The organism is Paraburkholderia phymatum, assembly GCF_040965635.1.
Lineage (GTDB): Bacteria > Pseudomonadota > Gammaproteobacteria > Burkholderiales > Burkholderiaceae > Paraburkholderia > Paraburkholderia phymatum_B.
This window is the reverse complement of the sequence record NZ_JBFRCH010000001.1, coordinates 385291-410643: the sequence shown is the minus strand read 5'-3', so window position 1 is coordinate 410643 and position 25353 is coordinate 385291. Positions and strand designations below refer to the sequence as shown.

Annotated in this window: 26 protein-coding genes and 1 tRNA gene; 18 read left to right on the top strand and 9 right to left on the bottom strand. The window is 62.4% G+C overall.

The window, feature by feature from the left end; genetic code table 11:
- Positions 1 to 7: 7 nt before the first annotated feature.
- Positions 8 to 1051, bottom strand: coding sequence for an A/G-specific adenine glycosylase (mutY, locus tag AB4Y32_RS01895; protein WP_439899704.1), 1044 nt, complete (start codon positions 1049 to 1051; stop codon positions 8 to 10).
- 127 nt (positions 1052 to 1178) lie between these two features.
- On the bottom strand, positions 1179 to 2009 hold the full coding sequence (mutM, locus tag AB4Y32_RS01890; protein ID WP_368719708.1) for a bifunctional DNA-formamidopyrimidine glycosylase/DNA-(apurinic or apyrimidinic site) lyase: 831 nt from the start codon (positions 2007 to 2009) through the stop codon (positions 1179 to 1181).
- An 87-nt stretch (positions 2010 to 2096) separates the two neighbouring features.
- Between mutM and AB4Y32_RS01885 the strand changes: the two genes are divergently transcribed.
- The 8 genes from AB4Y32_RS01885 (at position 2097) to hisC (ending at position 9197) form a co-directional block, all read left to right on the top strand.
- Positions 2097 to 3938 carry a tetratricopeptide repeat protein gene (locus AB4Y32_RS01885; protein WP_368719707.1) on the top strand — a complete coding sequence of 614 codons (1842 nt, stop codon included), beginning with the start codon at positions 2097 to 2099 and terminating at the stop codon, positions 3936 to 3938.
- On the top strand, positions 3938 to 4570 hold the full coding sequence (gene lolB, locus AB4Y32_RS01880; protein ID WP_368719706.1) for a lipoprotein insertase outer membrane protein LolB: 633 nt from the start codon (positions 3938 to 3940) through the stop codon (positions 4568 to 4570). The genes AB4Y32_RS01885 and lolB overlap by 1 nt, the downstream gene beginning before the upstream one ends.
- Positions 4571 to 4599: 29 nt before the next feature.
- The gene (gene ispE, locus AB4Y32_RS01875) at positions 4600 to 5481 is read left to right on the top strand and encodes a 4-(cytidine 5'-diphospho)-2-C-methyl-D-erythritol kinase (protein WP_368719705.1); all 882 of its coding nucleotides are present in this window, start codon (positions 4600 to 4602) and stop codon (positions 5479 to 5481) included.
- Positions 5482 to 5532: 51 nt separating this feature from the next.
- A tRNA-Gln gene (locus AB4Y32_RS01870) sits at positions 5533 to 5609 on the top strand.
- Positions 5610 to 5657: 48 nt separating this feature from the next.
- Positions 5658 to 6614 carry a ribose-phosphate pyrophosphokinase gene (locus tag AB4Y32_RS01865; protein ID WP_087734318.1) on the top strand — a complete coding sequence of 319 codons (957 nt, stop codon included), beginning with the start codon at positions 5658 to 5660 and terminating at the stop codon, positions 6612 to 6614.
- A 154-nt stretch (positions 6615 to 6768) separates the two neighbouring features.
- Positions 6769 to 7380, top strand: a complete 612-nt coding sequence (locus tag AB4Y32_RS01860) for a 50S ribosomal protein L25/general stress protein Ctc (RefSeq protein ID WP_368719704.1) — start codon at positions 6769 to 6771, stop codon at positions 7378 to 7380.
- A 120-nt stretch (positions 7381 to 7500) separates the two neighbouring features.
- Complete coding sequence (pth, locus tag AB4Y32_RS01855; protein WP_368719703.1) at positions 7501 to 8103, top strand: aminoacyl-tRNA hydrolase; 603 nt, start codon at positions 7501 to 7503, stop codon at positions 8101 to 8103.
- Between the two features lie 26 nt (positions 8104 to 8129).
- Positions 8130 to 9197, top strand: a complete 1068-nt coding sequence (gene hisC, locus AB4Y32_RS01850; RefSeq protein WP_368719702.1) for a histidinol-phosphate transaminase — start codon at positions 8130 to 8132, stop codon at positions 9195 to 9197.
- A 53-nt stretch (positions 9198 to 9250) separates the two neighbouring features.
- On the opposite strand, the gene AB4Y32_RS01845 is transcribed toward hisC, so the two are convergent.
- The 3 genes from AB4Y32_RS01845 to rsmD all read right to left on the bottom strand — a co-directional run bounded on the left by AB4Y32_RS01845 (position 9251) and on the right by rsmD (position 10895).
- On the bottom strand, positions 9251 to 9508 hold the full coding sequence (locus AB4Y32_RS01845; protein WP_368719701.1) for a YfhL family 4Fe-4S dicluster ferredoxin: 258 nt from the start codon (positions 9506 to 9508) through the stop codon (positions 9251 to 9253).
- Between the two features lie 152 nt (positions 9509 to 9660).
- Positions 9661 to 10167: a pantetheine-phosphate adenylyltransferase gene (coaD, locus tag AB4Y32_RS01840; protein ID WP_368719700.1), complete on the bottom strand. Its 507-nt coding sequence runs from the start codon at positions 10165 to 10167 to the stop codon at positions 9661 to 9663.
- 113 nt (positions 10168 to 10280) lie between these two features.
- Positions 10281 to 10895, bottom strand: a complete 615-nt coding sequence (gene rsmD / locus AB4Y32_RS01835) for a 16S rRNA (guanine(966)-N(2))-methyltransferase RsmD (RefSeq protein ID WP_368719699.1) — start codon at positions 10893 to 10895, stop codon at positions 10281 to 10283.
- A gap of 351 nt (positions 10896 to 11246) precedes the next feature.
- Between rsmD and ftsY the strand changes: the two genes are divergently transcribed.
- On the top strand, positions 11247 to 12419 hold the full coding sequence (ftsY, locus tag AB4Y32_RS01830) for a signal recognition particle-docking protein FtsY (RefSeq protein WP_368719698.1): 1173 nt from the start codon (positions 11247 to 11249) through the stop codon (positions 12417 to 12419).
- A gap of 125 nt (positions 12420 to 12544) precedes the next feature.
- Here the strand turns inward: ftsY and maiA are convergent, their stop codons facing one another.
- Positions 12545 to 13189, bottom strand: coding sequence for a maleylacetoacetate isomerase (maiA, locus tag AB4Y32_RS01825; protein ID WP_368719697.1), 645 nt, complete (start codon positions 13187 to 13189; stop codon positions 12545 to 12547).
- 33 nt (positions 13190 to 13222) lie between these two features.
- Complete coding sequence (locus tag AB4Y32_RS01820) at positions 13223 to 13921, bottom strand: fumarylacetoacetate hydrolase family protein (protein WP_368719696.1); 699 nt, start codon at positions 13919 to 13921, stop codon at positions 13223 to 13225.
- 293 nt (positions 13922 to 14214) lie between these two features.
- Here AB4Y32_RS01820 and ybiB point away from each other — a divergent pair, with 293 nt between their 5' ends.
- Together ybiB and leuA are read left to right on the top strand one after the other, a co-directional pair.
- A complete protein-coding gene (ybiB, locus tag AB4Y32_RS01815; RefSeq protein WP_368719695.1) occupies positions 14215 to 15219 on the top strand; it encodes a DNA-binding protein YbiB in 1005 nt (334 codons plus the stop codon).
- A gap of 500 nt (positions 15220 to 15719) precedes the next feature.
- Entirely contained in the window at positions 15720 to 17378 is a 1659-nt protein-coding gene (leuA, locus tag AB4Y32_RS01810; protein ID WP_368719694.1) for a 2-isopropylmalate synthase, read from the top strand.
- Between the two features lie 144 nt (positions 17379 to 17522).
- Here the strand turns inward: leuA and AB4Y32_RS01805 are convergent, their stop codons facing one another.
- Together AB4Y32_RS01805 and AB4Y32_RS01800 are read right to left on the bottom strand one after the other, a co-directional pair.
- Positions 17523 to 17906, bottom strand: a complete 384-nt coding sequence (locus AB4Y32_RS01805) for a nuclear transport factor 2 family protein (protein ID WP_368719693.1) — start codon at positions 17904 to 17906, stop codon at positions 17523 to 17525.
- A gap of 44 nt (positions 17907 to 17950) precedes the next feature.
- Positions 17951 to 18514 (bottom strand): acyloxyacyl hydrolase, encoded by a 564-nt coding sequence (locus tag AB4Y32_RS01800; protein ID WP_439899703.1) that lies wholly within the window; start codon positions 18512 to 18514, stop codon positions 17951 to 17953.
- A 354-nt stretch (positions 18515 to 18868) separates the two neighbouring features.
- Here AB4Y32_RS01800 and rpoH point away from each other — a divergent pair, with 354 nt between their 5' ends.
- The 7 genes from rpoH to AB4Y32_RS01765 all read left to right on the top strand — a co-directional run bounded on the left by rpoH (position 18869) and on the right by AB4Y32_RS01765 (position 25340).
- Positions 18869 to 19804: an RNA polymerase sigma factor RpoH gene (gene rpoH / locus AB4Y32_RS01795; RefSeq protein ID WP_368719691.1), complete on the top strand. Its 936-nt coding sequence runs from the start codon at positions 18869 to 18871 to the stop codon at positions 19802 to 19804.
- Positions 19805 to 20121: 317 nt separating this feature from the next.
- Positions 20122 to 20382: a cytochrome oxidase putative small subunit CydP gene (gene cydP / locus AB4Y32_RS01790; protein ID WP_368719690.1), complete on the top strand. Its 261-nt coding sequence runs from the start codon at positions 20122 to 20124 to the stop codon at positions 20380 to 20382.
- Positions 20372 to 21961, top strand: a complete 1590-nt coding sequence (locus tag AB4Y32_RS01785) for a cytochrome ubiquinol oxidase subunit I (protein ID WP_368719689.1) — start codon at positions 20372 to 20374, stop codon at positions 21959 to 21961. The genes cydP and AB4Y32_RS01785 overlap by 11 nt, the downstream gene beginning before the upstream one ends.
- A gap of 37 nt (positions 21962 to 21998) precedes the next feature.
- Positions 21999 to 23135 carry a cytochrome d ubiquinol oxidase subunit II gene (gene cydB / locus AB4Y32_RS01780; protein ID WP_368719688.1) on the top strand — a complete coding sequence of 379 codons (1137 nt, stop codon included), beginning with the start codon at positions 21999 to 22001 and terminating at the stop codon, positions 23133 to 23135.
- Between the two features lie 28 nt (positions 23136 to 23163).
- Positions 23164 to 23277, top strand: a complete 114-nt coding sequence (gene cydX / locus AB4Y32_RS01775; RefSeq protein WP_368719687.1) for a cytochrome bd-I oxidase subunit CydX — start codon at positions 23164 to 23166, stop codon at positions 23275 to 23277.
- Between the two features lie 664 nt (positions 23278 to 23941).
- Entirely contained in the window at positions 23942 to 24955 is a 1014-nt protein-coding gene (locus tag AB4Y32_RS01770; RefSeq protein ID WP_368719686.1) for a hypothetical protein, read from the top strand.
- Between the two features lie 10 nt (positions 24956 to 24965).
- Positions 24966 to 25340 carry a hypothetical protein gene (locus tag AB4Y32_RS01765; RefSeq protein ID WP_368719685.1) on the top strand — a complete coding sequence of 125 codons (375 nt, stop codon included), beginning with the start codon at positions 24966 to 24968 and terminating at the stop codon, positions 25338 to 25340.
- Positions 25341 to 25353: the final 13 nt, after the last annotated feature.

Genomic DNA, 25353 nt, shown 5'->3' with positions numbered 1-25353 from the left:
CGGCCGATCAGATCAGCGAACCCTGCAGGCCTTCGAGCAGCTTGCGCACGGGAGCGGGCACGCCATACGCGTCGAGTTCGTTCAGCGACATCCATACGGTATCAGCGTCGCGAGCATTCGCGTCGATCGAAGAGCGATCGAGTTCAGCAAGACGCGGCTCGATATCGAGCCTGAAATGCGTGAACACATGCGTGAGCGGCGCGAGCGGCGATACATCGGCGCTTGCGCCGAAGTCGCGCGCGAGTTGCGCGAGCGCCGCTTCATCCGCTGCTTCAGGCAGACTCCACAAGCCGCCCCATATGCCCGACGGCGGACGCTTTTCGAGCATCACGGTATCGCCGTCGCGCAGCAGCAGCATCCATGTGCGGCGCGTCGGTACGGTCTTTTTCGGACGCGCCGCCGGCAATTCGCGCTGACGGCCCGTCACGTTCGCCACGCAGTCCACGGCGAACGGGCAGCGCGCGCAGTCGGGCTTGCCGCGCACGCACAGCGTCGCGCCGAGATCCATCAGGCCTTGCGTGTAGGCGCTCACGTCGTCGTCGGTTGCGTTCACGGGCAGCAGCGATTCGGCGAGCAGCCACATGCCGTTCTCAACTTTCTTCTCGCCCGGAAAGCCTTCGACACCGAATACGCGCGCAAGCACGCGCTTCACATTGCCGTCGAGAATCGTCGCGCGTGCGCCGAATGCGAACGATGCGATCGCGGCCGCCGTCGATCGTCCAATCCCCGGCAATTCCGCGAGCGCTTCGACCGATTCCGGAAACCGGCCGCCATGCTGCTCGACGACGACCTGCGCACATCGATGCAGATTGCGCGCACGCGTGTAGTAGCCGAGGCCTGCCCACAGCGTCATCACATCGTCTGCGGGCGCACAGGCGAGCGCGGCGACCTCGGGGAACCGCGCGAGAAAACGCGCGTAGTACGGAATCACCGTCGACACCTGCGTCTGCTGCAACATGATCTCGGACAGCCAGATCCGGTATGGATCGCCCGTGTTCTGCCACGGCAGGTCATGACGGCCGTGTTCGCGCTGCCATGCGATCAGGCGCACAGAGAAATCGGACAGAGCAGGTATCGTCGAAGATGTCGTCGGTGAGACGGTCGCAGATGCTGTCGAAGAGGCAGGCGAAGAAGCAGCCGAAGAAGCGGTCGAGGAAACGGAAGCGGACATGAATGATTCAGCGCTGACAGGTCGGACAGTAGTAAGTGGAGCGTTGCCCCTGCACGATCTGTTTGATCGGCGTGCCGCACACGCGGCATGGCAGACCCGCGCGATCATAGACGAAATAGTCGAGCTGGAAGTAGCCGCTCTCGCCGTTGCTGCCGACGAAATCGCGCAATGTGCTGCCGCCCTTTTCGATCGCGGACGCGAGCGTGGCGCGCACGGCATCTGCAAGCAGATCGTAACGAACGAGCGAGATGCGTCCGGAAGGTGTGGTCGGCCGGATGCCGGCGCGGAACAGGCATTCGGATGCGTAGATGTTGCCCACGCCGACGACGATTTCACCCGCGAGCAGCACCTGCTTCACTGATACCTTGCGCCCGCGCGTCTTACGATGCAGCAGCACACCGGAAAAAGACGGTGCGAACGGCTCGACGCCCAGCGCCGCCAGCAGGGGATGATCGAGAATGTCACCTGCCGAGCGAGGGTGCCATAACACAGCGCCGAAGCGGCGTGGATCGCGAAAGCGCAAAATGAAGTCGTCGAACACCCAGTCGACGTGATCGTGTTTTGCGGCTGCCGGCGGATGCGGCACGTTGCGCAGCACTCTGAGCGTCCCCGTCATGCCGAGATGGACGATGAACCAGCCCTCGTCGATCTCGAACAGCAGATATTTGCCGCGCCGTTCCACTTTGTGGACCAGCCGGCCATGCAGCAGGCGCGCGAAACCGGCGGGAATCGGCCAGCGCAGCGCGGGCGTGCGTACGTCGACGCGTTCGACGCGCCGCCCGGCGACAAACGGCTCGATTCCGCGTCGCGTAACCTCAACTTCTGGCAACTCTGGCATGTCTGACTGGTCTGCAACTTGCGTCGGTGGTTATGCGCTTATTGTAGCGAGCGCGTTACAATCGTCCGAAACATTGAACGGATCTGTATGAACCTGTCCTTCGTTAAGCAGTTTTTGAAGCGCCGGACTGGTGTGAACAGCGTGCCGCACGCTGTTTCTCCACGCCGGCTGCTCGGTGTGGCCGCTCTGGCTGTCTGGGCGCTCGCCGCATTGCCCGCGCATGCTCAGGATCCATCGCCCGATACGGATGACAACGCCGTCTCCGTGCAAGACGCCTTCGGCCCTGAATCCGCCGAAGAAAAGAACAATCTGCCTAACGTTGCGCTGACGAGCCAGATCGTCTTCCAGGTGCTCGCAGCGGAAGTCGCGCTGCAGCGCAATCAGCCTGCGCCCGCGTATCAGACCTATCTCTCGCTCGCTCGCGACACGCACGATCCGCGCATGGCGCAGCGCGCGACGGAAATCGCGCTCGCCGCGCAGAGCCCAGCGGATGCGCTGGCGGCCGCGCAACTATGGCAACAATATGCGCCGACGTCGGAGCGCGCCGCGCAGCTCGACGCATCGTTGCTCGTGCTGTCGGGCAAGCCCGATGACGCTAAGCCGATGCTCGCGAAAGAACTCGCGAAGATCGCTCCGGAAAATCGCGGCAGCGGCATTCTCGCGCTTCAATTGCTGATTTCGCGCGGGCCGAATCGCGTAGGCGGATTGCATGTGTTGCAGGATCTGCTCGCGAACGACATGAACCGCCCGGAAGCGCAATTCGCAATGGCGCGCCAGCAGCTTCTCGCCGACGATGCGCCCGGCGCGCGCAAGTCGCTCGAACAGGCGCTCAAGCTCAAGCCCGACTATCTGCCCGCTGCGCTGCTGCTCTCGCAGATGGGACCGGAAGAACGCAAGGAAGGCATCGAGTCGCTGGAAAAGTACGTCAAGGCCAATCCGAAGTCGCATGAAGCACGGCTCGCACTCGCGCAAATGTATCTCGCGAGCGATCGTCTCGACGACGCGCAGAAACAGTTCGAGCACATGCAGAAGGACAACCCGAACGATCTGACGCCGCTGATGGCGCTTGCGCTCATCAAGATCCAGCAAAAGAATCTGCCCGAAGCACAGAACTATCTGCAGCAGTACGCGCAGAGAGCCGAAAAAATGCCGGGCGCGGATGCAGGTCAGGCGTATATCTATCTCGCGCAACTGTCGCTCGAACAGAAGGACAACGATGCAGCGGGCCGCTGGCTGGACAAGATTTCGCCGACCAGCACGCAGTACATCCCCGCGCAGATCACGCGTGCGCAGCTGCTGGAAAAGCAGGGCAAAGTCGATGACGCGCGAAGGCTGCTCGCGGGCATTCATCCACAGGACCCGCGCGATCAGGCGCTGATCGCGCGCACCGACGCCGCCATCCTGTTCGACGCAAAGCGCTATCCGGAAGCCGAAACGCGGCTCGCGCAAGCCACGGGCGATTTCCCGGACGACCCCGATCTCACCTACGACTACGCAATGGCTGCGGAAAAGAACAGCCATTTCGACGTGATGGAAACGCAGTTGCGCAAGCTGATGCGCACGCAACCGGATAACGCGCAGGCATACAACGCGCTCGGCTATTCGCTCGCGGATCGCAACCAGCGTCTGCAGGAAGCGGACAAGCTCGTCGAGAAGGCGCTGTCGCTTGCGCCGAACGATGCGTTCATCATGGATAGCGTCGGCTGGGTCAAGTACCGGCTCGGCGATACGACGGATGCGATCGATCTGCTGCGCAAGGCCTACGATCTGCAGCCGAACGCCGAAATCGGCGCGCACCTCGGTGAAGTGCTGTGGAAGAGCGGCGATCAGGACCAGGCGCGCGCGGCATGGCGCGATGCGCGCAAGCTCGAACCGGACAACGACACACTCGTAAAAACGCTCAAACGTTTTCAGGTGAACGACCTCTGATGCACTTTCCCTGTCTCGTGTTTTCAACCCCGGCGCCGCGCCGCGCGGCGCTGGGTTTCGCAGCCGCAGCCGTCGTCGCCTTGGCGGGCTGTGCTTCCGTCAAGCCGCAAGGACCCTCGACGTCGAATGCCGCAACGGCCGTCACCGCGCAGACGGCACGCGCGTATCACGGCCGTTTCGCCGTTCAATACGTCGACCAGAACGGCCAGCAGCGCAATGCATACGGCAATTTCGACTGGCAGGAACGCGGCGACACTGTCACGGTGCAATTGCGTAATCCGCTCGGGCAGACCATGGCGATTGTCACGTCGTCGCCGGCAATCGCCACGCTCGAACTGCCGAACCGTCAGCCGATGACGGCCGACAACGTCTCCACGCTGATGCAGAATGCGCTCGGCTTCACGCTGCCCGTCGAAGGGCTGCGCTACTGGCTGCAGCCGTCCGTCGCGCCGACATCAAGAGCGACGACCGAGAGCGATCCGCAGCAGCAATCGCATCTGAAGCAGATTCAACAGGACGGCTGGACGATCGACTATCTCGCCTATGCCGATGCGCCCGCAACCGGCGTGAAGCGCGTCAACCTCGAACGTTCCGAACCGCCGCTCGACATCAAGCTCGTGCTCGACCAGTAATCGCGCGCACGCGCTCCTTACAAAGACTCATGATCGAAACGAACGACTCGCTGCGCGACTGTCTCGCTCCGGCGAAGCTGAATCTCTTCCTGCACATCACCGGCCGTCTGCCGAACGGTTATCACGCATTGCAGACGGTGTTCCAGTTGCTGGACTGGGGCGACACGCTGCACTTCAAGCTTCGCGACGACGGCGCGATCACCCGCGGCACCGAGATCGCCGATGTTCCCGCCGATACCGACCTCACCGTGCGCGCGGCGAAGCTGCTGAAGGATCACACGGGCACGCGCTTCGGCGTGAACATCGAGATCGACAAGCGCCTGCCGATGGGCGCGGGCCTGGGCGGTGGCAGCTCCGACGCGGCGACAACGCTGCTTGCGCTGAACCGTCTGTGGAAGCTCGATTTGCCGCGCGCGGAATTGCAGGCGCTCGCCGTCAAACTGGGCGCCGACGTGCCGTTCTTTATCTTCGGAAAAAATGCCTTCGCCGAGGGTATCGGAGAAGAACTTGAGCAGGTACAATTGCCGCCGCGCCACTTTCTGGTGGTGACACCGAGGGTTCACGTTCCAACCTCAGCGATTTTTTCCGAAAAGACGTTGACAAGAGATACAAAAGCCCTCACAATACCAGACTTTCTTGCACAGCATAGCTGCAACGCAGAATGGCCAGACAGCTTCGGCCGGAATGACATGCAGCAGGCTGTCGCAGGAAAATACGCGGAAGTCGCGCAGGTGCTTCGATGGTTTGACGACATCGCGCCAGCGCGGATGACGGGATCAGGCGCGAGCGTTTTTGCAGCGTTCCGTAGCAAAGATGAAGCAGTTGCGGCGCAAGCCAAGCTGCCCGTCGAATGGAACAGTGCAGTTGCGGCAAGTCTGGATACGCATCCACTCTTCGCTTTCGCGGCATAAGTTTCGCGGCGCTGAATGGCCTACACATTCAGCGAAGCTCAAAGTTAGTGTAGGGGAGTCGCCAAGTTGGTCAAGGCACCGGATTTTGATTCCGGCATGCGAGGGTTCGAGTCCTTCCTCCCCTGCCATAATTTTCTCGCAGTTCCTCGCCTCCCACAGCCTGAAGCAGGTGCATGATGAGCAGCCATGACGGCCTGATGGTTTTTACTGGCAACGCAAATCCAGCGCTTGCACAGGAAGTCGTCAAGATCCTCGGTATTCCCCTCGGTAAAGCAATGGTCTCCCGTTTCTCGGACGGCGAGATCCAGGTCGAGATTCAGGAAAACGTTCGTGGCAAGGACGTCTTCGTCCTCCAGTCCACTTGCGCGCCGACCAACGACAATCTGATGGAACTGATGATCATGGTCGATGCGCTCAAGCGCGCATCCGCCGGCCGGATCACAGCAGCCATCCCCTACTTCGGCTATGCCCGTCAGGATCGTCGCCCGCGTTCGGCGCGCGTCGCAATCTCGGCGAAGGTCGTGGCGAACATGCTGGAAATCGCTGGCGTCGAGCGGATCATCACGATGGATCTGCACGCTGACCAGATTCAAGGTTTCTTCGACATCCCCGTCGACAACATCTACGCAACGCCCGTGCTGCTCGGCGATCTGCGCAAGCAGAATCACGAGAACCTGCTGGTCGTGTCGCCGGACGTCGGCGGCGTGGTCCGCGCCCGCGCGCTGGCAAAGCAGCTGAACTGCGATCTGGCCATCATCGACAAGCGTCGTCCGAAGGCGAACGTCGCTGAAGTGATGAACATTATCGGCGAAGTCGAAGGCCGCACCTGCGTGATCATGGACGACATGGTCGATACGGCCGGCACGCTCTGCAAGGCAGCGCAAGTGCTGAAGGAGCGTGGCGCGACGAAGGTTTTCGCGTATGCGACGCACCCGGTTCTGTCGGGCGGCGCTGGCGCGCGCATTGCGGCATCGGCGCTCGACGAAGTCGTCGTTACCGACACGATTCCGCTCGGCGAAGAAGCCCGCTCTTGCCCGAAGATTCGCTCGCTGACGAGCGCGGGTCTGCTGGCCGAAACGTTCTCGCGTATCCGTCGCGGCGACTCGGTGATGTCGCTGTTCGCGGAAAGCTAGAGTATTCGCGAAAGCGCCGCATGACAAATGCGGCGCTTTTGCATTTCGGCGTGAACGGACGAAGGTTCACGCCGTCGTGTCTGGGGCCGTTAGTCCCGTTGGGTATGCAGGCCCCGTTTTACTGCCTGGTCGCGGGCAGATAATGGAGAATCAAATGAAAGTCATCGCTTTCGAGCGTAATTTGCAAGGTACGGGTGCGAGCCGCCGCCTGCGTAACTCGGGCAAGACCCCGGGTATCGTGTACGGCGCCGGCGAACCGCAACTGATCGAACTCGATCACAACGCGCTGTTTCACGCACTGAAGAAGGAAGCATTCCACTCGTCGATCCTCGATCTGGAAGTGGCAGGCAAGTCGCAACAGGTTCTGCTGCGCGACGTGCAATACCACCCGTTCCGTCAGCTCGTGCTGCACGTGGACTTCCAGCGCGTCGACGCGAAAAAGAAGATTCACACGAAGGTGCCGCTGCACTTCCTGAACCAGGAAACCAACCCGGCTGTGAAGCTGGGTGGCGCGGTGATCTCGCACGTCATCAACGAAATCGAAGTCGAATGCCTGCCGGCCGCTCTGCCGGAGTTCATTGAAGTCGATCTGGCGAAGATCGAAGCGGGTCAATCGCTGCACGCAACGGACATCGTTCTGCCGGCTGGCGTCGCACTTATTGCGCACCTCGCAGCAGAAAACCCGGTGATCGTGTCGGCGCCGATTCCTGCTGGTACCGTGTCGGAAGAAGCATCGGCTGAAGGCGAAACGCCGGCTGCCGAATAAGGCCGCTATCCTCTCGATCCGTTTCAATGGAACGGTCGACGTAACCCGCCGCGGTTCGCCCCGGCGGGTTTTTTTTCGATTTTTCCCAGGCTGCGTGCGTGTCGCGCGGCTCACTCGAACATGATCAAGCTGATCGTCGGGCTCGGCAATCCGGGCGCCGAATACACCGCGACCCGCCACAACGCCGGCTTCTGGCTCGTCGACCAACTCGCGCGCGAAGCGGGCGCGACGTTGCGCGACGAGCGGCGCTTTCTCGGCTTCTATGCGAAAACGCGTCTGTATGGCGAAGAAGTGCATCTGCTCGAGCCGCAGACGTATATGAACCGTTCGGGTCAATCGGTCGTCGCGCTCGCGCACTTCTTCAAGATCCTGCCGGATCAGATTCTCGTCGCGCACGACGAACTCGATCTGCCGCCCGGCGCCGTCAAGCTGAAACTCGGCGGCGGCAGCGGCGGGCATAATGGCCTCAAGGACATTTCCGCGCACCTGTCGACGCAGCAATACTGGCGACTCCGAATCGGCATCGGCCACCCGCGCGATCTGATTCCCGAGAGCGCCCGCGCCGGCGCGAAGCCGGACGTCGCGAACTTCGTGCTGAAGCCGCCGCGCAAGGAAGAGCTGGACGTGATCGACGCCTCGATCGAACGCGCGCTTGCCGTGATGCCGATCGTCGTCAAGGGCGAACTCGAACGCGCAATGATGCAGCTGCATCGCAATCCTTGACGCGAGCGTCTAAAAAGGAGAGAAGCTTGAGCCGCTACTGGAGCGATATCGTTCATCGGTTGATGCCGTACGTGCCGGGCGAGCAGCCCGCGCTTGCGCATCCCGTGAAGCTGAACACCAACGAGAATCCGTATCCGCCGTCGCCCGGCGTGGTAAGCGCGATCCGCAACGAGCTGGGCGAGCATGCCGAGTCCTTGCGCCGCTATCCCGATCCGACTGCGCGCGTGCTGCGAGAGACGGTGGCCGTCCATCATCGTCTGAATGCCGATCAGGTGTTTGCGGGCAACGGCTCAGATGAAGTGCTCGCGACCGTATTTCAGGCGCTTCTGAAGCACGACAAGCCGATTCTCTTTCCCGACATCACGTACAGCTTCTATCCGACGTACGCGCGTCTCTACGACGTCGCGTACCGGACGATTCCACTCGACGACGCGTTCAAGGTTCGCATCGACGACTACATGCAGCCGAACGGCGGCATTCTCTTTCCGAATCCGAATGCGCCGACTGGCCACGCGCTGCCGCTATCGGACATCGAGCGAGTGGTCGCATCGAATCCCGATTCGGTGGTCGTCGTCGATGAAGCATACGTGGACTTTGGCGCGCAGTCTGCGATTTCGCTGATCGGCAAGTATCCGAATCTGCTCGTCGTGCATACGACTTCGAAGTCGCGCTCGCTCGCCGGCATGCGCGTCGGCTTTGCGTTCGGCGATGCTGCGTTGATCGACGCGTTGAATCGCGTGAAGGACAGCTTCAACTCGTATCCGCTCGACCGTCTCGCGCAAGCCGCCGCGACGGCCGCATACAAGGACGACGCGTGGTTCCGCGATTGCACCGAAAAAGTGATCGAGAGCCGCGAACGGCTCACTGCGCGACTGACGGCGCTCGGCTTCGATGTCGTACCGTCGTCGGCGAATTTCGTGTTCGCGCGTCACGCGGGATACGACGCCGCGATACTCGCCGCGCGGCTCAGGGAAAAGGAAATCTTCGTGCGGCACTTCAAGGCGCCGCGCATCGATCAGCATCTGCGCATTTCAATCGGCACCGATGCCGAATGCGATACGCTCGTGAACGCGTTGAAGGAGATCGTCGGCTGATAGATACGCCTGGAACGAGACAAGCGGCGCACGATGCGCCGCTTTCGGTGAGATCACGCGCTCTTTGCGGCCTGCAGCGCGTTGTACTTCGTCATCAACTGTTCCGGCGTCTCGAGATGCTCCGGATTGCGCGGAATACATTCGACGGGACACACCTGCACGCATTGCGGCTCATTGAAATGGCCGACGCATTCGGTGCACTTCTTCGGGTCGATCACATAGATTTCCGGACCCATCGAAATTGCGTCGTTCGGGCACTCGGGCTCGCAAACGTCGCAATTGATGCACTCGTCGGTAATCATCAGGGCCATGCTGTTCTCACTTCATGCCGGCGCGCAACGCGCACATCGCGGCTAACTTTCCATAATCTGTGATTTTACGCCTGTCGGATAGACCACGTTTCGCGCCCGGTTATCGACTACGAAAGACTACCAGGACACAGCGCTCCGTCAGGTGCCGGAGATCACGGTTGCGCCGCCCGCGCCTGCTCCATCGCCGCGACCTTATCCTGCAGCCGCTTTTCCACCGACGGGAACACGAACTTGCTCACGTCGCCGGCCAGTTGGGCGATCTCGCGGACAATCGTGCCCGAGATGAACTGATACTGATCGGATGGGGTCATGAACATCGTCTCGACGTCCGGCAGCAGATAGCGGTTCATGCCCGCCATCTGAAACTCGTACTCGAAATCCGAGACGGCGCGCAGACCGCGCACAATCACGCGCGCGTTGTTGACGCGGACGAAATCCTTCAATAGTCCCTTGAAGCTCATCACCTGGACGTTCGGATAGTGGCCGAGCACCTCGTTGGCGATGTCGAGCCGCTCTTCGAGCGAAAAGAACGGCCTCTTGTTGCGGCTATCCGCCACTCCCACCACCAGCGTGTCGAAAATGCTCGATGCGCGGCGCACGAGGTCCTCGTGACCACGCGTGAGCGGATCGAACGTACCTGGATACACGGCGACTACCATGGGATTTCTCCTCTCTACAGACTAGAAGCGTGCCGGAACGCCCCGCAGGACCCGTCCGGCAACGACACCGCGCGTTCAGCGGCAAGCCGCCCGGCGCTTGTTATGAACGCGCATTATTCCTCATTTTCGCGTTGCAGCAAATGATAGCGGACGGCGCCCGCCTTGCCCTCGCGGATCACCGACCAGCCTTCGAGCGCCGTGTTTCCCGCCGCGTCGAGCGATTCTCCAGACTCGACGTAAAGAAAGCCATCCGCGCTTACCAGCGGTGCGGCGACCTCGAGGGCGCGGCCGAGCAGATCGTCGTCGAAGGGCGGATCGAGAAAGACGACGTCGAACGAGCCAGGCGCGAGGCTTGCGGCGAGACGCAGCGCATCGGCCTCGACAATTTCGATCGCGCTTGCCGACAGCTTGGCCTGATTGGCGCGCAACTGCGCCGCCGCGCGCGCGTTGCGCTCTACCATCAGCACACGCGTCGCGCCGCGCGACGCGGCCTCGAACCCGAGCGCGCCGCTGCCGGCGAAAAGGTCCAGACAACGCCGGCCATCGAGCCGCTGGCCGAGCCAGTTGAAGAGCGTTTCGCGGACGCGGTCGGGCGTCGGACGCAACCCGTCAATCTCGATCACGGGCAGCGGCGTGCGTTTCCAGTCGCCGCCGATGATGCGAATGGTGTGCGCCTGGCCACGGCCGGACGGCGCGTTTCTTGCACGTGCAGGGGAAGTACGGGACATGCGGTTCGTTTGTTGAGCGTGCGCCCGCCTGTCGTGGATGGGGAGCGATGAGCGTCGAGATCTGTCGATCGCGCCGCTTTCGTCGACGGGCGGGCCGGAGCGCCCACGTTACCACACGCGCGCGGCGGCCTTCGCCGAAGTTCACCGGGGCGGTGCGCAATGACGCCCGTCGCGGAGCCCAATGACGCGCCATCACGACGGCGCCGGAAGCGCCTGATAAAATGTTGGGCTTCCAGCGCCTCGCATCCCGCACTGCCATGTCCCGCCGCCAGGACCGACGCGTTGACGTTTGTCGCCACGCGCCATCCGGCAAATAACGGGAATCCAGCGCATTCTCACGCAGCTCAGACCATGTTCAGCTTTTTCAAACGATTCAAGGGTTCGAATACGCCCAACGGCACGCCTGAGGCGTCGCAGACCGATTCCGGCGGCGGCGTCGATACGCAGGACGTGACCGCGCCCGCCGCCCCCGGTACTCCGTCGAAGCATGCGCGCGACGCGCAGCCTGTGCCCGACTCAGCCGACGCGCCCGAATTCGACCCCGACTATGTGCCCAGCGCCGCCGACTTCGAAGACACGGACGAGGAAGTCGAAATCGTCCCGCCGCCGCAACCCGAGGCGGCAGCGAAGCGCACATGGCTGACGCGTCTGCGCAGCGGCCTGTCGAAGACCAGTTCGAGCATTACGGGCATATTCGTCGGCACGAAGATCGACGAAGAACTATACGAAGAACTGGAGACGGCGCTACTGATGTCCGACGCGGGCGTCGACGCGACCGAGTATCTGCTCGAAGCGCTGCGCGAGAAAGTGCGCTCGGAACGCCTCTCTGATCCGCAGCAGGTCAAAGGCGCGCTGCGCGCGCTGCTCGTCGACCTGCTGAAGCCACTGGAGAAATCGCTGACGCTCGGCCACTACCAGCCGACCGTAATGATGATCGCGGGCGTGAACGGCGCAGGCAAAACGACGAGCATCGGCAAGCTGGCGAAGCACATGCAGAACTTCAACCAGTCGGTGCTGCTCGCCGCGGGCGACACGTTCCGCGCCGCCGCGCGCGAACAGCTCGCGATCTGGGGCGAGCGCAACAAAGTGACAGTCGTGCAGCAGGAAAGCGGCGATCCCGCTGCCGTGATTTTCGACGCGGTCGGCGCGGCGCGCGCACGCAAGATCAACGTTGTGATGGCGGACACGGCCGGCCGTCTGCCGACGCAGCTTCATCTGATGGAAGAGCTGCGCAAGGTGAAGCGCGTGATCGGCAAGGCGATGGACGGCGCGCCGCACGAAGTGCTGCTCGTCATCGATGCGAACACGGGGCAGAACGCGCTCGCGCAAGTCAAGGCATTCGACGATGCACTGAACCTCACCGGCCTGATCGTGACGAAGCTGGACGGCACCGCGAAGGGTGGCATTCTCGCGGCGATCGCGCGGCAGCGCCCGGTGCCCGTGTATTTCATCGGCGTCGGCGAGAAGGTCGAGGATCTGCAGCCGTTCAGCGCCGAAGAGTTCTCGGATGCTCTGCTGGGTTGACTTGACGGGCCGCCAAGGCTGACCAGGCATCGGGTACAAAGGGCGTCATGTGCTTGCATGACGCCCTTTTTGTTGCCGTCAATATTCGCGCGTTGCGAGCCGGCTGCTCGAAGAAGGCCGCGGCCTCACTCGGCGTCGGGCTGCACGCCGGGCTCCGCGCGCGCGAACGCGTCGAGCGTGTTCGCATAGTCGCAGATGCGCTGGATGGTCGGATACGGACTCATATCGACGTTGAAGCGCGTCGCGTTGAACACTTGCGGCACGAGACAGATGTCCGCCAGAGTCGGCGTATCGCCGAAGCACAGCTCGCCCGCGCGCCCATCTGCGACCAGATATTCTTCGAGCGCCGCAAAGCCCGAACTGATCCAGTGGCGATACCACGCGTCCTTCACCTCGTCGTTCACGCCGACGGTGCGCTTCAGATACTTCAGCACGCGCAGATTGTTCAAAGGGTGGATCTCGCACGCGAGCTGCAGCGCGATCGAGCGGACATACGCGCGATCGGCTGCTGTCGACGGCAGCAGCGCCGGTTCGGGATGCGTCTCCTCCAGATACTCGACGATCGCAATCGACTGCGTCAGCACAGTGCCGTCGTCCACCAGCGTGGGCACCACGGCATCGTGATTGAGCCTGCGATACTCGGGCTTGAACTGCTCGCCACCATCGCGCAGCATGTGCACCGGCAAGTATTCGTACGGCAGGTTCTTCAGGTTCAGCGCAATGCGCACGCGATACGACGCGGAACTGCGAAAGTAGCTGTACAGCTTCATTGTGTTGCCCTCCCCAACCTCACTTCTACATCATCAAACGACGCGCACGCTGAACTCGCCCAGCCCGTCCACGCCTCCTTTCATCAGATCGCCTCGCGCGACCGCGCCGACGCCTTCCGGCGTGCCCGTGAAAATCAGGTCGCCTGGCTGTAGTTCGAAGAACGTCGACAGATACGCAATCGTCTCGGCCACCGACCAGATCAGTTGCGACACGTCCGAACGCTGCTTCTCCTCGCCGTTGACGGTGAGCCAGATCGCGCCCTTGCCGACGTGACCGACTTTCGACACGGGATGAATCGGGCCGAGCGGCGCCGACTGGTCGAAACCCTTTGCCGTGTCCCACGGTCGGTCCAGCTTTTTCGCCTCGGCCTGCAGGTCGCGGCGCGTCATGTCGAGGCCGAGCGCGTAGCCATAGACGTGGTCGAGCGCGTTGTCGGCGGAAATGTTCTTGCCGGCCTTGCCGATTGCCGCGACGAGTTCCATCTCGTAGTGCACGTTCTTTGACTGCGCCGGATAAGCGAATTCGCCCGTCGCGCCAGGCGCAACGTACAGCACGGCATCGGCGGGTTTTGCGAAGAAAAACGGCGGCTCGCGATCGGGATCATGGCCCATTTCGCGAGCGTGCGCCTCGTAGTTGCGGCCGACACAGTAAATGCGGCGCACCGCGAATTGATCGTCCGATCCGACGACCGGCACTGCCGTCACCGGCGCTGGCGCAAACACGTAACCCATTCCGTTCTCCGTCTTCTATTGATTGAGCCGCTCGACGCAGCGAAGCACCGAGTGTAACGCGACGCCGTCACGCGCGTGACCTGGCCGAATGGCCAGGTGGCGGGCCTCGCAGCCATGTTTTAACGTTCGATGCATGCCGGCAATTTGCTCGAATTCTGCAGGCACGCGCAGCATGCGATACTGAACAGAACCAAGCTCAAACGGCCAACGACGCCACGCGATCCGCGCCCCGCTCGCTCGCGAGCCAATGCGAAACCTCGTTGCCCGCTGTCCTCACAACACCGATTTGCCCGATGACCAATTTCACCGATACTGCCGCTCCTTTCCCCTGCGCCCGATTCATCAAGGAAATCGGGCGGGGCCCCAATGGCGCGCGCGCGCTCACGCCCGACGACACGCATGCGCTCTACGCGGCGATGCTCGACGGCCGCGTGTCCGATCTGGAACTGGGCGCGATCCTGCTCGCGTATCGCGTGAAAGGGGAATCCGCCGATGAACTGGCCGCGATGCTTGCGGCTGCCCACGCGTCGTTCGCGCCCGTCAACGTGACGCACGACGCGTACCAGGCCGTGTCGATTCCGAGCTACAACGGCGCGCGCAAGCAGCCGAACCTCGTGCCGCTCCTCGCGTTGCTGCTCGCGCGCGAGGGCGTGCCCGTGCTGATTCACGGCGTCACGGAAGACCCGGGCCGCGTGACGAGCGCGGAAATCTTCGCCCATCTGAATGTCGCGCCGGCACAAACCCGCGCCGAGATCGAAGCGGGCCTTGCGAACCGGCGCATTGCGTTCGCGCCCATCGAGACGCTCGCGCCGAAGCTCGCACGGCTGCTGTCGCTGCGTCGGCGGATGGGAGTGCGCAACTCGACGCATACGCTAGTCAAGATCCTCCAGCCGTTCGCACCCGCCGGTCTGCGACTCGTGAACTACACACACCCGCCGTACCGAGAAAGCCTGACCAGGCTGTTCGTCGCGCATCCCGACGCGGCCATTGGCGGCGCATTGCTCGCGCGCGGCACGGAGGGCGAGGCGGTTGCCGATACGCGCCGCCAGGTGCAGATCGACTGGCTGCACGACGGCATCTGCGAAACGCGCGTCGCCGCCGAGCGCTCGTCACCCGATGCGCCCGAAGTCGAACTGCCCGAAGGCCGAGACGCCCACACGACGGCGGCCTGGATCGAGTCCGTTCTGCGCGGCGAAGCGCCTGTGCCGGCCGCGATCACGCGCCAGGTCGAGCTGATCGTCGACATCGCCAGAAAGGCCGCCGGATCAAGGCAGACAGCGGTCTCACACACGTTGTGAACGGCCGCGAACGGCTGCGGCGAGCAGCGTCAGAAGAGCATCACGTGGCCGCGGCGTGTTGACAGCCACGCGCGGCCTCGCTTATCTTCTGCAAATGCGTTCTTACCCGAACACCCTCCGAATTACCCTCGGCCGCCTAGCGCGGCCCCTATCGCTACGTCTAGCGTAAGCCAGACGTAGCGCCGCACGCGTCGCCACAGCGGCTCGCGCGGTCCTCCGAAGCAGTTCCTGTTTCATCCCAGTCCGTAGTTCCTTCAAAACCTGTAGTCGTCTGTATTCGTCCGTTTACCACTCGGACGAATCGCGAGGGTCAAATGCACGTTGCATGGGCTTCAGTACCGATCGTTGCCTTCGTCGTCGTCCCGATGATGTTCTTCGTCCGCGCCCGTTCGTTGCTCCCGCTAGCGCCCGGCTTGCGGGGCGTGCATCCGTGGCAGCCCGCCAGCCGCTCGACGCCACACCACCCAGCACACGACTAGACGAAACGAACGAGGCTCACCATGTTGCGCAACCCTGCCGAGAAATACCGTCCTTTCCCCACCGTCCGTCTGACGGGACGCAAATGGCCCAGCCGCACGATCGAGCGCGCGCCCATCTGGATGAGCACCGATCTGCGTGACGGCAACCAGTCGCTGATCGAGCCGATGAGCATCGAGCAGAAGACCGAGTTCTTCGAGATGCTCGTCCACATTGGCTTCAAGGAGATCGAAGTGGGCTTTCCGTCGGCGTCGCAAACCGACTTCGACTTCGTCCGCAAGCTGATCGACGAAAAGCGCATTCCCGACGACGTGACGATCGAAGTGCTCGTGCAATCGCGCGAAGAGCTGATCGCGCGTACGTTCCAGGCGCTCGAAGGCGTGCCGCGCGCGATCGTCCACCTGTACAACGCGATCTGCCCGTCGTTCCGCAAGATCGTGTTCGACCAGTCGAAGGAAGAAGTGAAGGCGCTGGCCGTCGAAGGCACGCGCATGATCCGCGAGCACGCGGATGCCCGTCCGCAGACGTACTGGACCTATCAGTACTCGCCGGAGACGTTCAGCATGAGCGAGCTGCCGTTCGCGCGCGAAGTCTGCGACGCCGTCGCGCAGACGTGGCGCCCGACGCGCGATCACAAGATGATCGTGAATCTGCCTGCCACCGTCGAAGCCGCGACGCCGAACGTGTTCGCCGATCAGATCGAGTGGATGGACCGCAATCTCGGCTACCGCGACAGCATCGTGTTGTCGGTGCATCCGCATAACGATCGCGGTACGGCCGTCGCGGCGGCCGAGCTCGCGCTGATGGCGGGCGCGGACCGCGTCGAAGGATGTCTGTTCGGCAACGGCGAGCGCACCGGCAATGTCGACATCGTGACGCTCGCGATGAACCTTTACACGCAGGGCGTCGATCCGGCGCTCGACTTCTCGGATATCGACGGAGTGCGGCGCGTCGTCGAGCGCTGCAACCAGATTTCCGTCCATCCGCGCCATCCGTATGCAGGCGATCTCGTCTACACGGCGTTTTCCGGCTCGCATCAGGACGCGATCCGCAAGGGCTTCGCGCAGCAGAAAGCGGACGCCGTCTGGGAAGTGCCGTATCTGCCCGTCGATCCCGCCGATGTCGGGCGCAGCTACGACGCAGTGATTCGCGTGAACAGCCAGTCCGGCAAGGGCGGAGCGACGTATCTGCTCGAGCGCGGCATGGGCTTCGCGCCGCCGCGCCGCGTGCAGATCGAATTCAGCCACGCGGTGCAGGCGGTCGCCGACCAGTCGGGCGAAGAAGTGACGGGCGACGCGATCTGCGCGCTCTTCGCGCGCGAATACTTCGAGACGGAGGGGCCGGCGCAGCGGGTGAACGGATCGACGGTCCGCTGGAACAAGCGCGAGATTCGCGTGCCCGCGACGGCGGCCGCCCGCGTCGACGGTCACGAGGCGTATGCGAAAGCCGTCGCGCAGCAAATGTCGGCGGCAGCGAAGCAGCCCGTCGAAATCACGTCGTTCGAAACCGTGCGCACGACGGACGGGCGCACGGCCGTGTTCGTCGGCTGCCGTGTCGGCGAGCAGCCGATGCGGCACGGCGTAGGCGTCGCGGAAGACGAAATGACGGCCGTCGTGGATGCCGTAGTCAGCGGCGTCAATCGTGCGGGCTGGCCGACGGTGGACCGGCGAGCTGCGGCGTAGCAACCGGCCGGGAAGTAGACGCATCGCCACGGGCACACGGGCAGCGGCGCACAAACGCCAGCGCCGACGGTTCGGATCACCGCGGCGCGCACGGCCCGCCCACGAGGCGGCGCCGTCAGGAAAGGAGTGATTGCGCGATCCGCGTCACTCGATTGCGCAACGCGTCGCTTGCCAGGCGATCAGCCGCCACTTTCCGTCCTCCTGCGCCTGAATCGCGGTGTAGGCGATCGGAAAGAGCAGCGCGCCGCTGTTGGCCTCCATCTCGATCAGCGCGCGTCCCGTGACCACGCACGTCTCGCGGCCGACGGGCAGCACGTCCTGCGACTGGATCTCGATCTGGCGATAGCGGCGGCGCCCGCCCGTGATGGCGTCGATGAACTGCTGTTTCGACTCGCGCTTGCCGTTCGTGTGGACGTAAATGACGTTGTCGGAGAGCAGCGCGTCGAGCTGCTGCCCATTGCCTTCGACCATCGCGCGAAAGCGATCGCGCTCCAGCCCGCGAATCGCCTCGATCACTTTTGCCGCCATTGCATTCGCCCCCAGGACGACAGCGCCGGCAACGGCGGCCGTCGTCAGAAGTTGTACTGCACGTAAACCTGGTGGAAATTTATACCAGGATTCGGCTCTTTGATACCGCCGTTCGAGACATGCTGGAAACGGTAGCCGAGCTCATACTGCTGATGCGAGCCGAATTGAGCGCCCGCGCCCACCATGTCGGCGAACTGGAACGCAGAGCCCAAGCTGAAGGTCGAAGAGATTCGCGGACTGGTGAGCACGCGCACGCCCAGGCCCGCCTCGACGAACGGCCGGAACGCGCCCGTGCCCTTGATGAACCGCACGACTGGCGTGACGCCGAATTCGCCAATGTTGTTGTGGACGTCGCCTTCGTCAGTGTGCCACCACGCGGCGTGCGCTTCGCCGATCAGCGCGAAGTGCCAGCCGCCGATTTCCCACCAGGTCAGATTCGGGTCCCAGACGAAGCCCAGTTCGAGCTTGCGCACGTGATGATCGCCGAGACCGCCCGTAATCTGCACGCCGAACTGGTCCGCCCATGCCGAACCGCACATGCCCAAAAACGCCGCCGCCGCGGCGCACCTAAGTGCCAGACCACACCAAGCCTTGTTGTTTTCTTCCATCGTGTGTCCACTGAATTTTCAGGGTTGAGCGGCGAGAAATCGTGCAGCGACATTTTAGAGACAGAGGCAATTATCGGACCCTTTAAAAACAACCGAAAAGCCGCAAATAACTGGTTCTGTTTCTGAAAAAATCTTACTGATGATTGCGATTTCTTGCTCAGGCGATCGATGCTACGCGTTCGGTAGAGAACTAGCAGACGAGGTACAATACTATTGGGATGCCAATTTCGATAGATAGTTGGGAACTTGGATGCCCCTATGGCTTCTAAGTATTAGCACTCAACATACGAGAGTGCTAACATCCATCGTGGTCTGGCTTTGCCGGACTTTTGTCTGAATAAAGGAGTTTGCTACGTGAGCAACACATTGACCCTTCCGAGTACTCTGAGCCCGTCGTCGGCCAAGGCCGGTTCGGCAGGTGCACTGACGCTCTCGCATGCTTCCCTTCTGCCCGGCCATTTGGGCAATATCGACGCCTACATCCAGGCCGTGAACCGGATTCCGATGCTGACGCCGGCAGAAGAGCGCCAGTTCGCCACCGAATACCGCGAGCACAACAATCTCGACGCCGCGCGCCGGCTCGTTCTGTCGCATTTGCGGCTGGTCGTGTCGATCGCGCGCAACTATCTCGGGTATGGTCTGCCGCACTCCGACCTGATCCAGGAAGGCAACATCGGCCTGATGAAGGCCGTGAAGCGCTTCGACCCGGAGCAGAACGTGCGCCTCGTGTCGTACGCGATGCACTGGATCAAGGCTGAGATCCACGAATACATCCTGCGCAACTGGCGCACGGTGAAAGTGGCGACGACCAAGGCGCAACGCAAGCTGTTCTTCAACCTGCGCAGCCACAAGCAAGGGTTGCAGTCGTTCACGCCGGATGAGATCGACGGTCTCGCGAAAGAGCTGAACGTGAAGCGCGAGGAAGTGGCCGAGATGGAAACGCGCTTGTCGGGTGGCGATGTCGCGCTCGAAGGACAGGTCGAAGACGGCGAAGAAGCGTTCGCCCCAATCGCCTACCTGGCCGATTCGCATAGCGAGCCGACGGCCGTGCTGGCTGCGCGTCAGCGCGACCGGCTGCAAAGCGACGGTATCGCGAGCGCGCTGGAGTCGCTCGATCCACGCAGCCGCCGCATCATCGAAGCGCGCTGGCTCCAGGTCGAAGACGATGGCTCGGGTGGCTCGACGCTGCACGAACTCGCCGATGAATTCGGCGTGTCGGCTGAGCGCATCCGTCAGATCGAAGCAAGCGCGATGAAGAAGATGCGCGCTGCGCTGGCCGAGTACGCGTAACGTCAGAGAAACAGTCAGAGAGCCATCGGGCGGCTGAAAGCCGCGTCGAACCTGCACCGAGCCCTGCCTTTCGAAAGAAGGCAGGGCTTTTTCTTTGCATTGTCGAAAGCCGCATCACAGCAAGTCACGTGCGAGCGCTCGCCTTGACCTGATGCGGAAGGTGGCCTATTAGTGGTGAAGCATTGCCGGGCTCGCGACGCGATGACGCACCGCCAGCCGACAGACTATTCCTACAATCGTTATGCGTGCGCCAGTGCGGCTGTGTCGGGCGCTGGATACTGCCGGTGCATCCGGCGCGATGTCGTTGCCAATCGATCATGGCCATAACGCTCAATCATAGGAATCCTTCACGCCGCGCGCTCAGCAGCCGCATCGTCGCGTGGGCCCGCGGCCCGACCTTCGCACGCGACATCGCTATCGTCCTCGTCGTCAAATTCGCGCTACTGCTCGCGCTCAAGCTCACGTTCTTCGATCATCCGCAGGCGCAGCACATGTCGCTGCCGCCCGCACAGGTCGCTCAGGCACTGCTCTCCGTGCCCGTCTCGCCTCCGTCCCAAGGTGACAACCATGCCCGCTAGCGATGTCGTCGACCTTTCGCGTCTGCAGTTCGCCGTTACGGCCCTGTATCACTTTCTCTTCGTACCGTTGACGCTCGGACTGTCGTGGCTCCTCGTCATCATGGAGAGCGTCTACGTGATGACGGCCAAGCCGGTCTACAAGGACATGACGCAGTTCTGGGGCAAGCTGTTCGGCATCAACTTCGCGATGGGTGTCACGACGGGGCTCACGCTCGAATTCCAGTTCGGCACCAACTGGTCGTACTACTCGCACTACGTCGGCGACATCTTCGGCGTGCCGCTCGCCGTCGAAGGGCTAATGGCGTTCTTTCTCGAATCGACTTTCGTCGGCCTGTTCTTTTTCGGCTGGAACCGGCTGTCGCGCGTTCAGCATCTGATGGTCACGTTTCTCGTTGCGCTCGGATCGAATCTGTCCGCGCTGTGGATTCTCATCGCGAACGGCTGGATGAACAATCCCGTCGGCGCCGAGTTCAACTACGAGACGATGCGCATGGAACTGTCGAGCCTTTTCGCCGTGATCTTCAACCCGGTCGCGCAGGTGAAGTTCGTGCACACGGTATCGGCGGGCTATGTGACGGCGTCGATGTTCGTGCTCGGCTTGTCGTCGTGGTATCTGCTCAAGCGCCGCGACACCGAGTTCGCGCTGCGCTCGTTCGCGATCGCAGCGGGCTTCGGCCTCGCATCGACGCTGTGCGTGATCGTGCTCGGCGACGAATCGGGCTATACGACGGGCGAAGTCCAGCAGATGAAACTTGCCGCGATCGAATCGGAATGGGAAACCGCGCCGTCGCCCGCGCCGTTCACGATTTTCGGCATCCCGAATCAGCAGGAAGAGCGCACCGACTACGCGCTGCGTGTGCCCTACGCGCTCGGCATCATCGCGACGCGTTCGCTCGATGAACCCGTCGTCGGCCTCAAGGATCTGATGGCGCGCAACGAGGCGCACATCAGGAACGGCATGATCGCCTACGGCGCGCTGCAAAAGATCAAGCTGGGCGACACGAGCGACGAAACGCGCGCCTCGTTCGACGCGCACAAGCAGGACCTCGGCTACGGCCTGATGCTCAAGCAGTTCACGCGGAACGTCACCGACGCCTCCGCCGTTCAGATCAAGCTGGCCGCGAAGAAAACGGTCCCACCCGTTCTGCCCGTGTTCTGGTCGTTCCGGCTGATGGTCGGTCTCGGCCTGCTGTTCCTCGCGACATTCGTGCTCGCGTTCTTCTTCTGCGCGCAGCGCACGCTGCTGCGCGACAACCGCCGCTGGTTCCTGCGCTGGGCCGTGTGGGCGATTCCGCTGCCGTGGCTGGCGGCGGAGTTTGGCTGGGTCGTCGCCGAACTGGGACGCCAGCCGTGGACCATCGCGGGCATTCTGCCGACATCGCTGTCCGCGTCGAGTCTGACGGCCGGCGATCTGTATCTGAGCCTCGCCGGTTTCGTCGTGTTCTACACCGCGCTCTTCATCATCGAGATCACGCTGATGTTCAAGTATGCGCGGCTCGGTCCGTCGTCGTTGCACACGGGCCGCTATCACCACGAGCGGTCCGAGACGACTGCCGTCGGCGCGAACACGGCCGCATGACCGATATCGACACGCTTTCATCACGGGATACCACGCTATGGATTACGCAACCCTCAAACTGATCTGGTGGGCGCTCATCGGCGTACTGCTGATCGGCTTCGCGCTCACCGATGGCTTCGACATGGGCGCCGGCATGCTGCTGCCGTTCATCGGCAAGACGGACGCGGAGCGACGCATCGTCGTGAATACGGTCGGCGCGACGTGGGAAGGCAACCAGGTGTGGCTCATCACGGCTGGCGGCGCGATGTTCGCCGCGTGGCCGCTCGTCTACGCGGCGTCGTTCTCGGGCTTCTACTTCGCGATGCTGCTCGTGCTGTTCGCGCTGTTCTTCCGACCCGTGGGCTTCGACTACCGGGGCAAGCGCGACGATCCCCGCTGGCGCAGCGCGTGGGACTGGGCGCTGTTCGCCGGCGGCTTCGTGCCCGCGCTGGTGTTCGGCGTCGCGTTCGGCAACCTGCTGCAAGGCGTGCCGTTCGCCTTCGATCAGGAACTGCGCGTCACCTATCACGGCAGCTTCTTCGAGCTGCTCAACCCGTTCGCGCTGCTTTCCGGACTGTTGAGCGCGTCGATGCTCGCGGCACACGGCGCGGCGTTCGTGAAGATGAAAGCGGATGGCATCGTCGCGCGGCGCGCGTCCGTCGCGTTGCGCATCGCGTCGCTCGTCGCCGTCGCGCTGTTTCTGATCTCGGGTGTGCTGGTCGCGACGCTGATCGGCGGCTATCAGATCAGCGAGCCGGCTCCGCTCGATACCGTCGCGAATCCGCTGCTGAAAAACGTGATCGGCGCGCCGGGCCTGTGGCTCACGAACTACTCGCTGTATCCGTGGATGACTGCTGCGCCTTTGGCCGGCATCATCGGCGGCGTGCTCGCGCTGGTGCTCGCGAACTCCCGTTTCGAGCGCATTGCGTTTCTATCGACGTCGCTGATGGTGATCGGCGTGATCCTGACGGCGGGCTTCTCGATGTTTCCGTTCATCATGCCGTCGTCGCTGGATGGCCGCAGCAGCCTCACCGTCTGGGATTCGACATCCAGTCAGATGACGCTGCAGATCATGCTCATCGCCGTCGTCGTGTTTCTGCCCGTCGTGCTCATCTACACGAGCTGGGTGTATCGCGTGATGCGCGGCAAAGTGACGGCCGAAGCGATCGAGCAGAATCATCACTCGATGTACTGACAAAGCGACTCGCGAAGAGGAGCGGACCATGTGGTACTTCAGCTGGATTCTCGGCATTGGCCTCGCGCTCGCGTTCGGCATCATCAACGTGATGTGGCTCGAAGCGAACCATGCCATCGACGACGACGCGAACGAGCGTTGATTCGACAGGCGCGGCGTGCGGTAAACAGCATAGGGGTAGCCATCAGCCTACCCCCGTTACCCGGCATGCGGGCCGCACCGGGTGTTTGGAACGGCTAAGGTCGCTGTGCTTGTGAGGACTCCCGAGCCGGTGCCCAAGTTGCCTTGCGTCGAGTTCGACAAAGATGATTTGCCGCTGCCTTTACCCTCCCGCCTTAGCGGGTTCTTGCTTTTCCTCGTCACTGTTGAGTCGGTCATAGAACGTTATTGCCGTTATCGTCTCATGACCTCGATACACTACAAATGTGACGCCCTCGCATGCTGCTATAGAAGTTCGTTTCGTGATCTGGACAACGAAGTGCTGCGCTTGCGATCTTGCCGAGCGTGCGCTTGCGCACTGTCGGGAACAGAGGCGAAGCGGGCCATCACCGCACTGATCTGCTTGAAAAGAGACGCGCCATGATCGAAGCGTGGGCGCACCATGTCTTCAACCTCTATCGAGATGCGGCCCCCACGCGCGAGCACGTTTTGCGCCATAAATTGTCGTGGCGCGCCTTCCCACCCCGCTTCCGTGCTAGGTATACCCGCCCTTCATATAACGATAGGAGGTCGGATGTCGTTTGATCTCGCCATTGAACAAGGCTCGCATTGCGGGCTGTCCGGTATGCGGCGCTGTAGGAGCGTGTATGTCGTATAACGCGCTTCACCTGCCGCTCGATATTGGCACGTGGCAATGCATGCTCGTGCTCGCGAAGGAATATTACCGCCATGGTAGTGGCTACTGGGATGCTTTCGCCGACTGGGACACGCGCCGTGAGCGGGAGCGCGAAATCGAAGATGACAAGCGCACCTTCAACCGGTATTTCCGTTCCAATTGCGATTTCCGGCGAACCATTGCTCCAGATATTGATGCGATCCGCTCATTCTTGAGTAACCAGTTGAACTTCGTTCATTGGGACCTGCCGACCGATAACGCGGGTATCGAGCGCGCGCTTAAACAGGCCGTGCGCGACGGAATGCTTGTGCCCGTCATCAACCGTGACTGGCGCTCGCTTCCGATGACGTTCCGGCCTACGCCCGCGCCGCTGCGCTGGCCGCAGCAGTCAGGCGGTGGCGGATTCGGCAGCGGTAGCGGCACGACGTGGGCCGCGTTCAGGAATGCGGGGCCGGGTCCTTTGGTATGGGACGGCGAACCGGTCCTGAGGGGGCCATATGATCCATCTACCGTAGAGGCACAGTTGAAGGCGGCGCGCGCCGCGTTGAGTGCTGCGAGCGGGAACGACGACGGGGGCGATGACGGCGGCAGCCTGCTCGGCCTGGCCGGGGCCGTGCTCGGCGGCGGCTCAGATGCTGCTGATGATGACGACGCCGCACCCGACATGGTCGAGAGCCTGACGGACGGCTCTGATGCGTGCGACGATACATCAACGCCACTCAGCGATGCGCAGCCGTTCGAGTACAGCGTTGATCAACTGTCGGGCGACACGACGGAACTGGCCGGAATCGCGTTTGACGGTGTGCCCAACACATGGGTCGAGAGTGCGCCCGAGAAAAAGAAGCAATGGCGGATGTATGGCTCAGACGGCACGCCAGCTGTTGACATTGACTTTGACGGCCACCACGGCCAACCAAACCCGCACGCCCACAACTGGGACGACCAAGGCCGCGACCACGGCTGGCCGGTTTCCATCCTTCCATAGGACACCTTCCATGACGATCACAGATGCACTGGAACAGTTCGGCGGCTTTCACGACTGGTACCTGGATGTTATTGCGACGAGCAAGCAAGACGGAGCCAATACGCCGAACACGCTGACACTTGGGCTATACGATCGAAACCGACGGGCGACCGTTACCTTTTGCGGTGTGACGCGCGCGAGCATCGTTGACGGTGGATTACTGAACATCGTCAATTCTATCGAGGTGTTGAGGGCCGGTAACGCGGCATACCCCGCTGCAATGGCGATGCTGAAAAAATCCACGCATTTCGGAACGCATAGCGCGAACCATATTGCATACCTCTTTTCAACTGTCGGCGCAGAAATCGCCGTCGAGTTTGACTCGCTCAAAATTGAGTCGACATGACACGGAGGACTGA

What these genes read in the sequence shown, in the direction of transcription:
- AB4Y32_RS01785 (WP_368719689.1), top strand. Translation starts at nt 20,372, where the DNA reads ATGCCCGCTAGCGATGTCGTCGACCTTTCGCGTCTGCAGTTCGCCGTT.
- cydX (WP_368719687.1), top strand. Translation starts at nt 23,164, where the DNA reads ATGTGGTACTTCAGCTGGATTCTCGGCATTGGCCTCGCGCTCGCGTTC.
- lolB (WP_368719706.1), top strand. Translation starts at nt 3,938, where the DNA reads ATGCACTTTCCCTGTCTCGTGTTTTCAACCCCGGCGCCGCGCCGCGCG.
- coaD (WP_368719700.1), bottom strand. Translation starts at nt 10,167, where the DNA reads ATGGTAGTCGCCGTGTATCCAGGTACGTTCGATCCGCTCACGCGTGGT.
- pth (WP_368719703.1), top strand. Translation starts at nt 7,501, where the DNA reads ATGATCAAGCTGATCGTCGGGCTCGGCAATCCGGGCGCCGAATACACC.
- leuA (WP_368719694.1), top strand. Translation starts at nt 15,720, where the DNA reads ATGTTGCGCAACCCTGCCGAGAAATACCGTCCTTTCCCCACCGTCCGT.
- rsmD (WP_368719699.1), bottom strand. Translation starts at nt 10,895, where the DNA reads ATGTCCCGTACTTCCCCTGCACGTGCAAGAAACGCGCCGTCCGGCCGT.
- AB4Y32_RS01820 (WP_368719696.1), bottom strand. Translation starts at nt 13,921, where the DNA reads ATGGGTTACGTGTTTGCGCCAGCGCCGGTGACGGCAGTGCCGGTCGTC.
- maiA (WP_368719697.1), bottom strand. Translation starts at nt 13,189, where the DNA reads ATGAAGCTGTACAGCTACTTTCGCAGTTCCGCGTCGTATCGCGTGCGC.
- ispE (WP_368719705.1), top strand. Translation starts at nt 4,600, where the DNA reads ATGATCGAAACGAACGACTCGCTGCGCGACTGTCTCGCTCCGGCGAAG.
- AB4Y32_RS01800 (WP_439899703.1), bottom strand. Translation starts at nt 18,514, where the DNA reads ATGGAAGAAAACAACAAGGCTTGGTGTGGTCTGGCACTTAGGTGCGCC.
- AB4Y32_RS01885 (WP_368719707.1), top strand. Translation starts at nt 2,097, where the DNA reads ATGAACCTGTCCTTCGTTAAGCAGTTTTTGAAGCGCCGGACTGGTGTG.
- AB4Y32_RS01865 (WP_087734318.1), top strand. Translation starts at nt 5,658, where the DNA reads ATGAGCAGCCATGACGGCCTGATGGTTTTTACTGGCAACGCAAATCCA.
- AB4Y32_RS01805 (WP_368719693.1), bottom strand. Translation starts at nt 17,906, where the DNA reads ATGGCGGCAAAAGTGATCGAGGCGATTCGCGGGCTGGAGCGCGATCGC.
- ftsY (WP_368719698.1), top strand. Translation starts at nt 11,247, where the DNA reads ATGTTCAGCTTTTTCAAACGATTCAAGGGTTCGAATACGCCCAACGGC.
- AB4Y32_RS01770 (WP_368719686.1), top strand. Translation starts at nt 23,942, where the DNA reads ATGTCGTATAACGCGCTTCACCTGCCGCTCGATATTGGCACGTGGCAA.
- cydP (WP_368719690.1), top strand. Translation starts at nt 20,122, where the DNA reads ATGGCCATAACGCTCAATCATAGGAATCCTTCACGCCGCGCGCTCAGC.
- mutM (WP_368719708.1), bottom strand. Translation starts at nt 2,009, where the DNA reads ATGCCAGAGTTGCCAGAAGTTGAGGTTACGCGACGCGGAATCGAGCCG.
- AB4Y32_RS01860 (WP_368719704.1), top strand. Translation starts at nt 6,769, where the DNA reads ATGAAAGTCATCGCTTTCGAGCGTAATTTGCAAGGTACGGGTGCGAGC.
- AB4Y32_RS01845 (WP_368719701.1), bottom strand. Translation starts at nt 9,508, where the DNA reads ATGGCCCTGATGATTACCGACGAGTGCATCAATTGCGACGTTTGCGAG.
- AB4Y32_RS01765 (WP_368719685.1), top strand. Translation starts at nt 24,966, where the DNA reads ATGACGATCACAGATGCACTGGAACAGTTCGGCGGCTTTCACGACTGG.
- ybiB (WP_368719695.1), top strand. Translation starts at nt 14,215, where the DNA reads ATGACCAATTTCACCGATACTGCCGCTCCTTTCCCCTGCGCCCGATTC.
- cydB (WP_368719688.1), top strand. Translation starts at nt 21,999, where the DNA reads ATGGATTACGCAACCCTCAAACTGATCTGGTGGGCGCTCATCGGCGTA.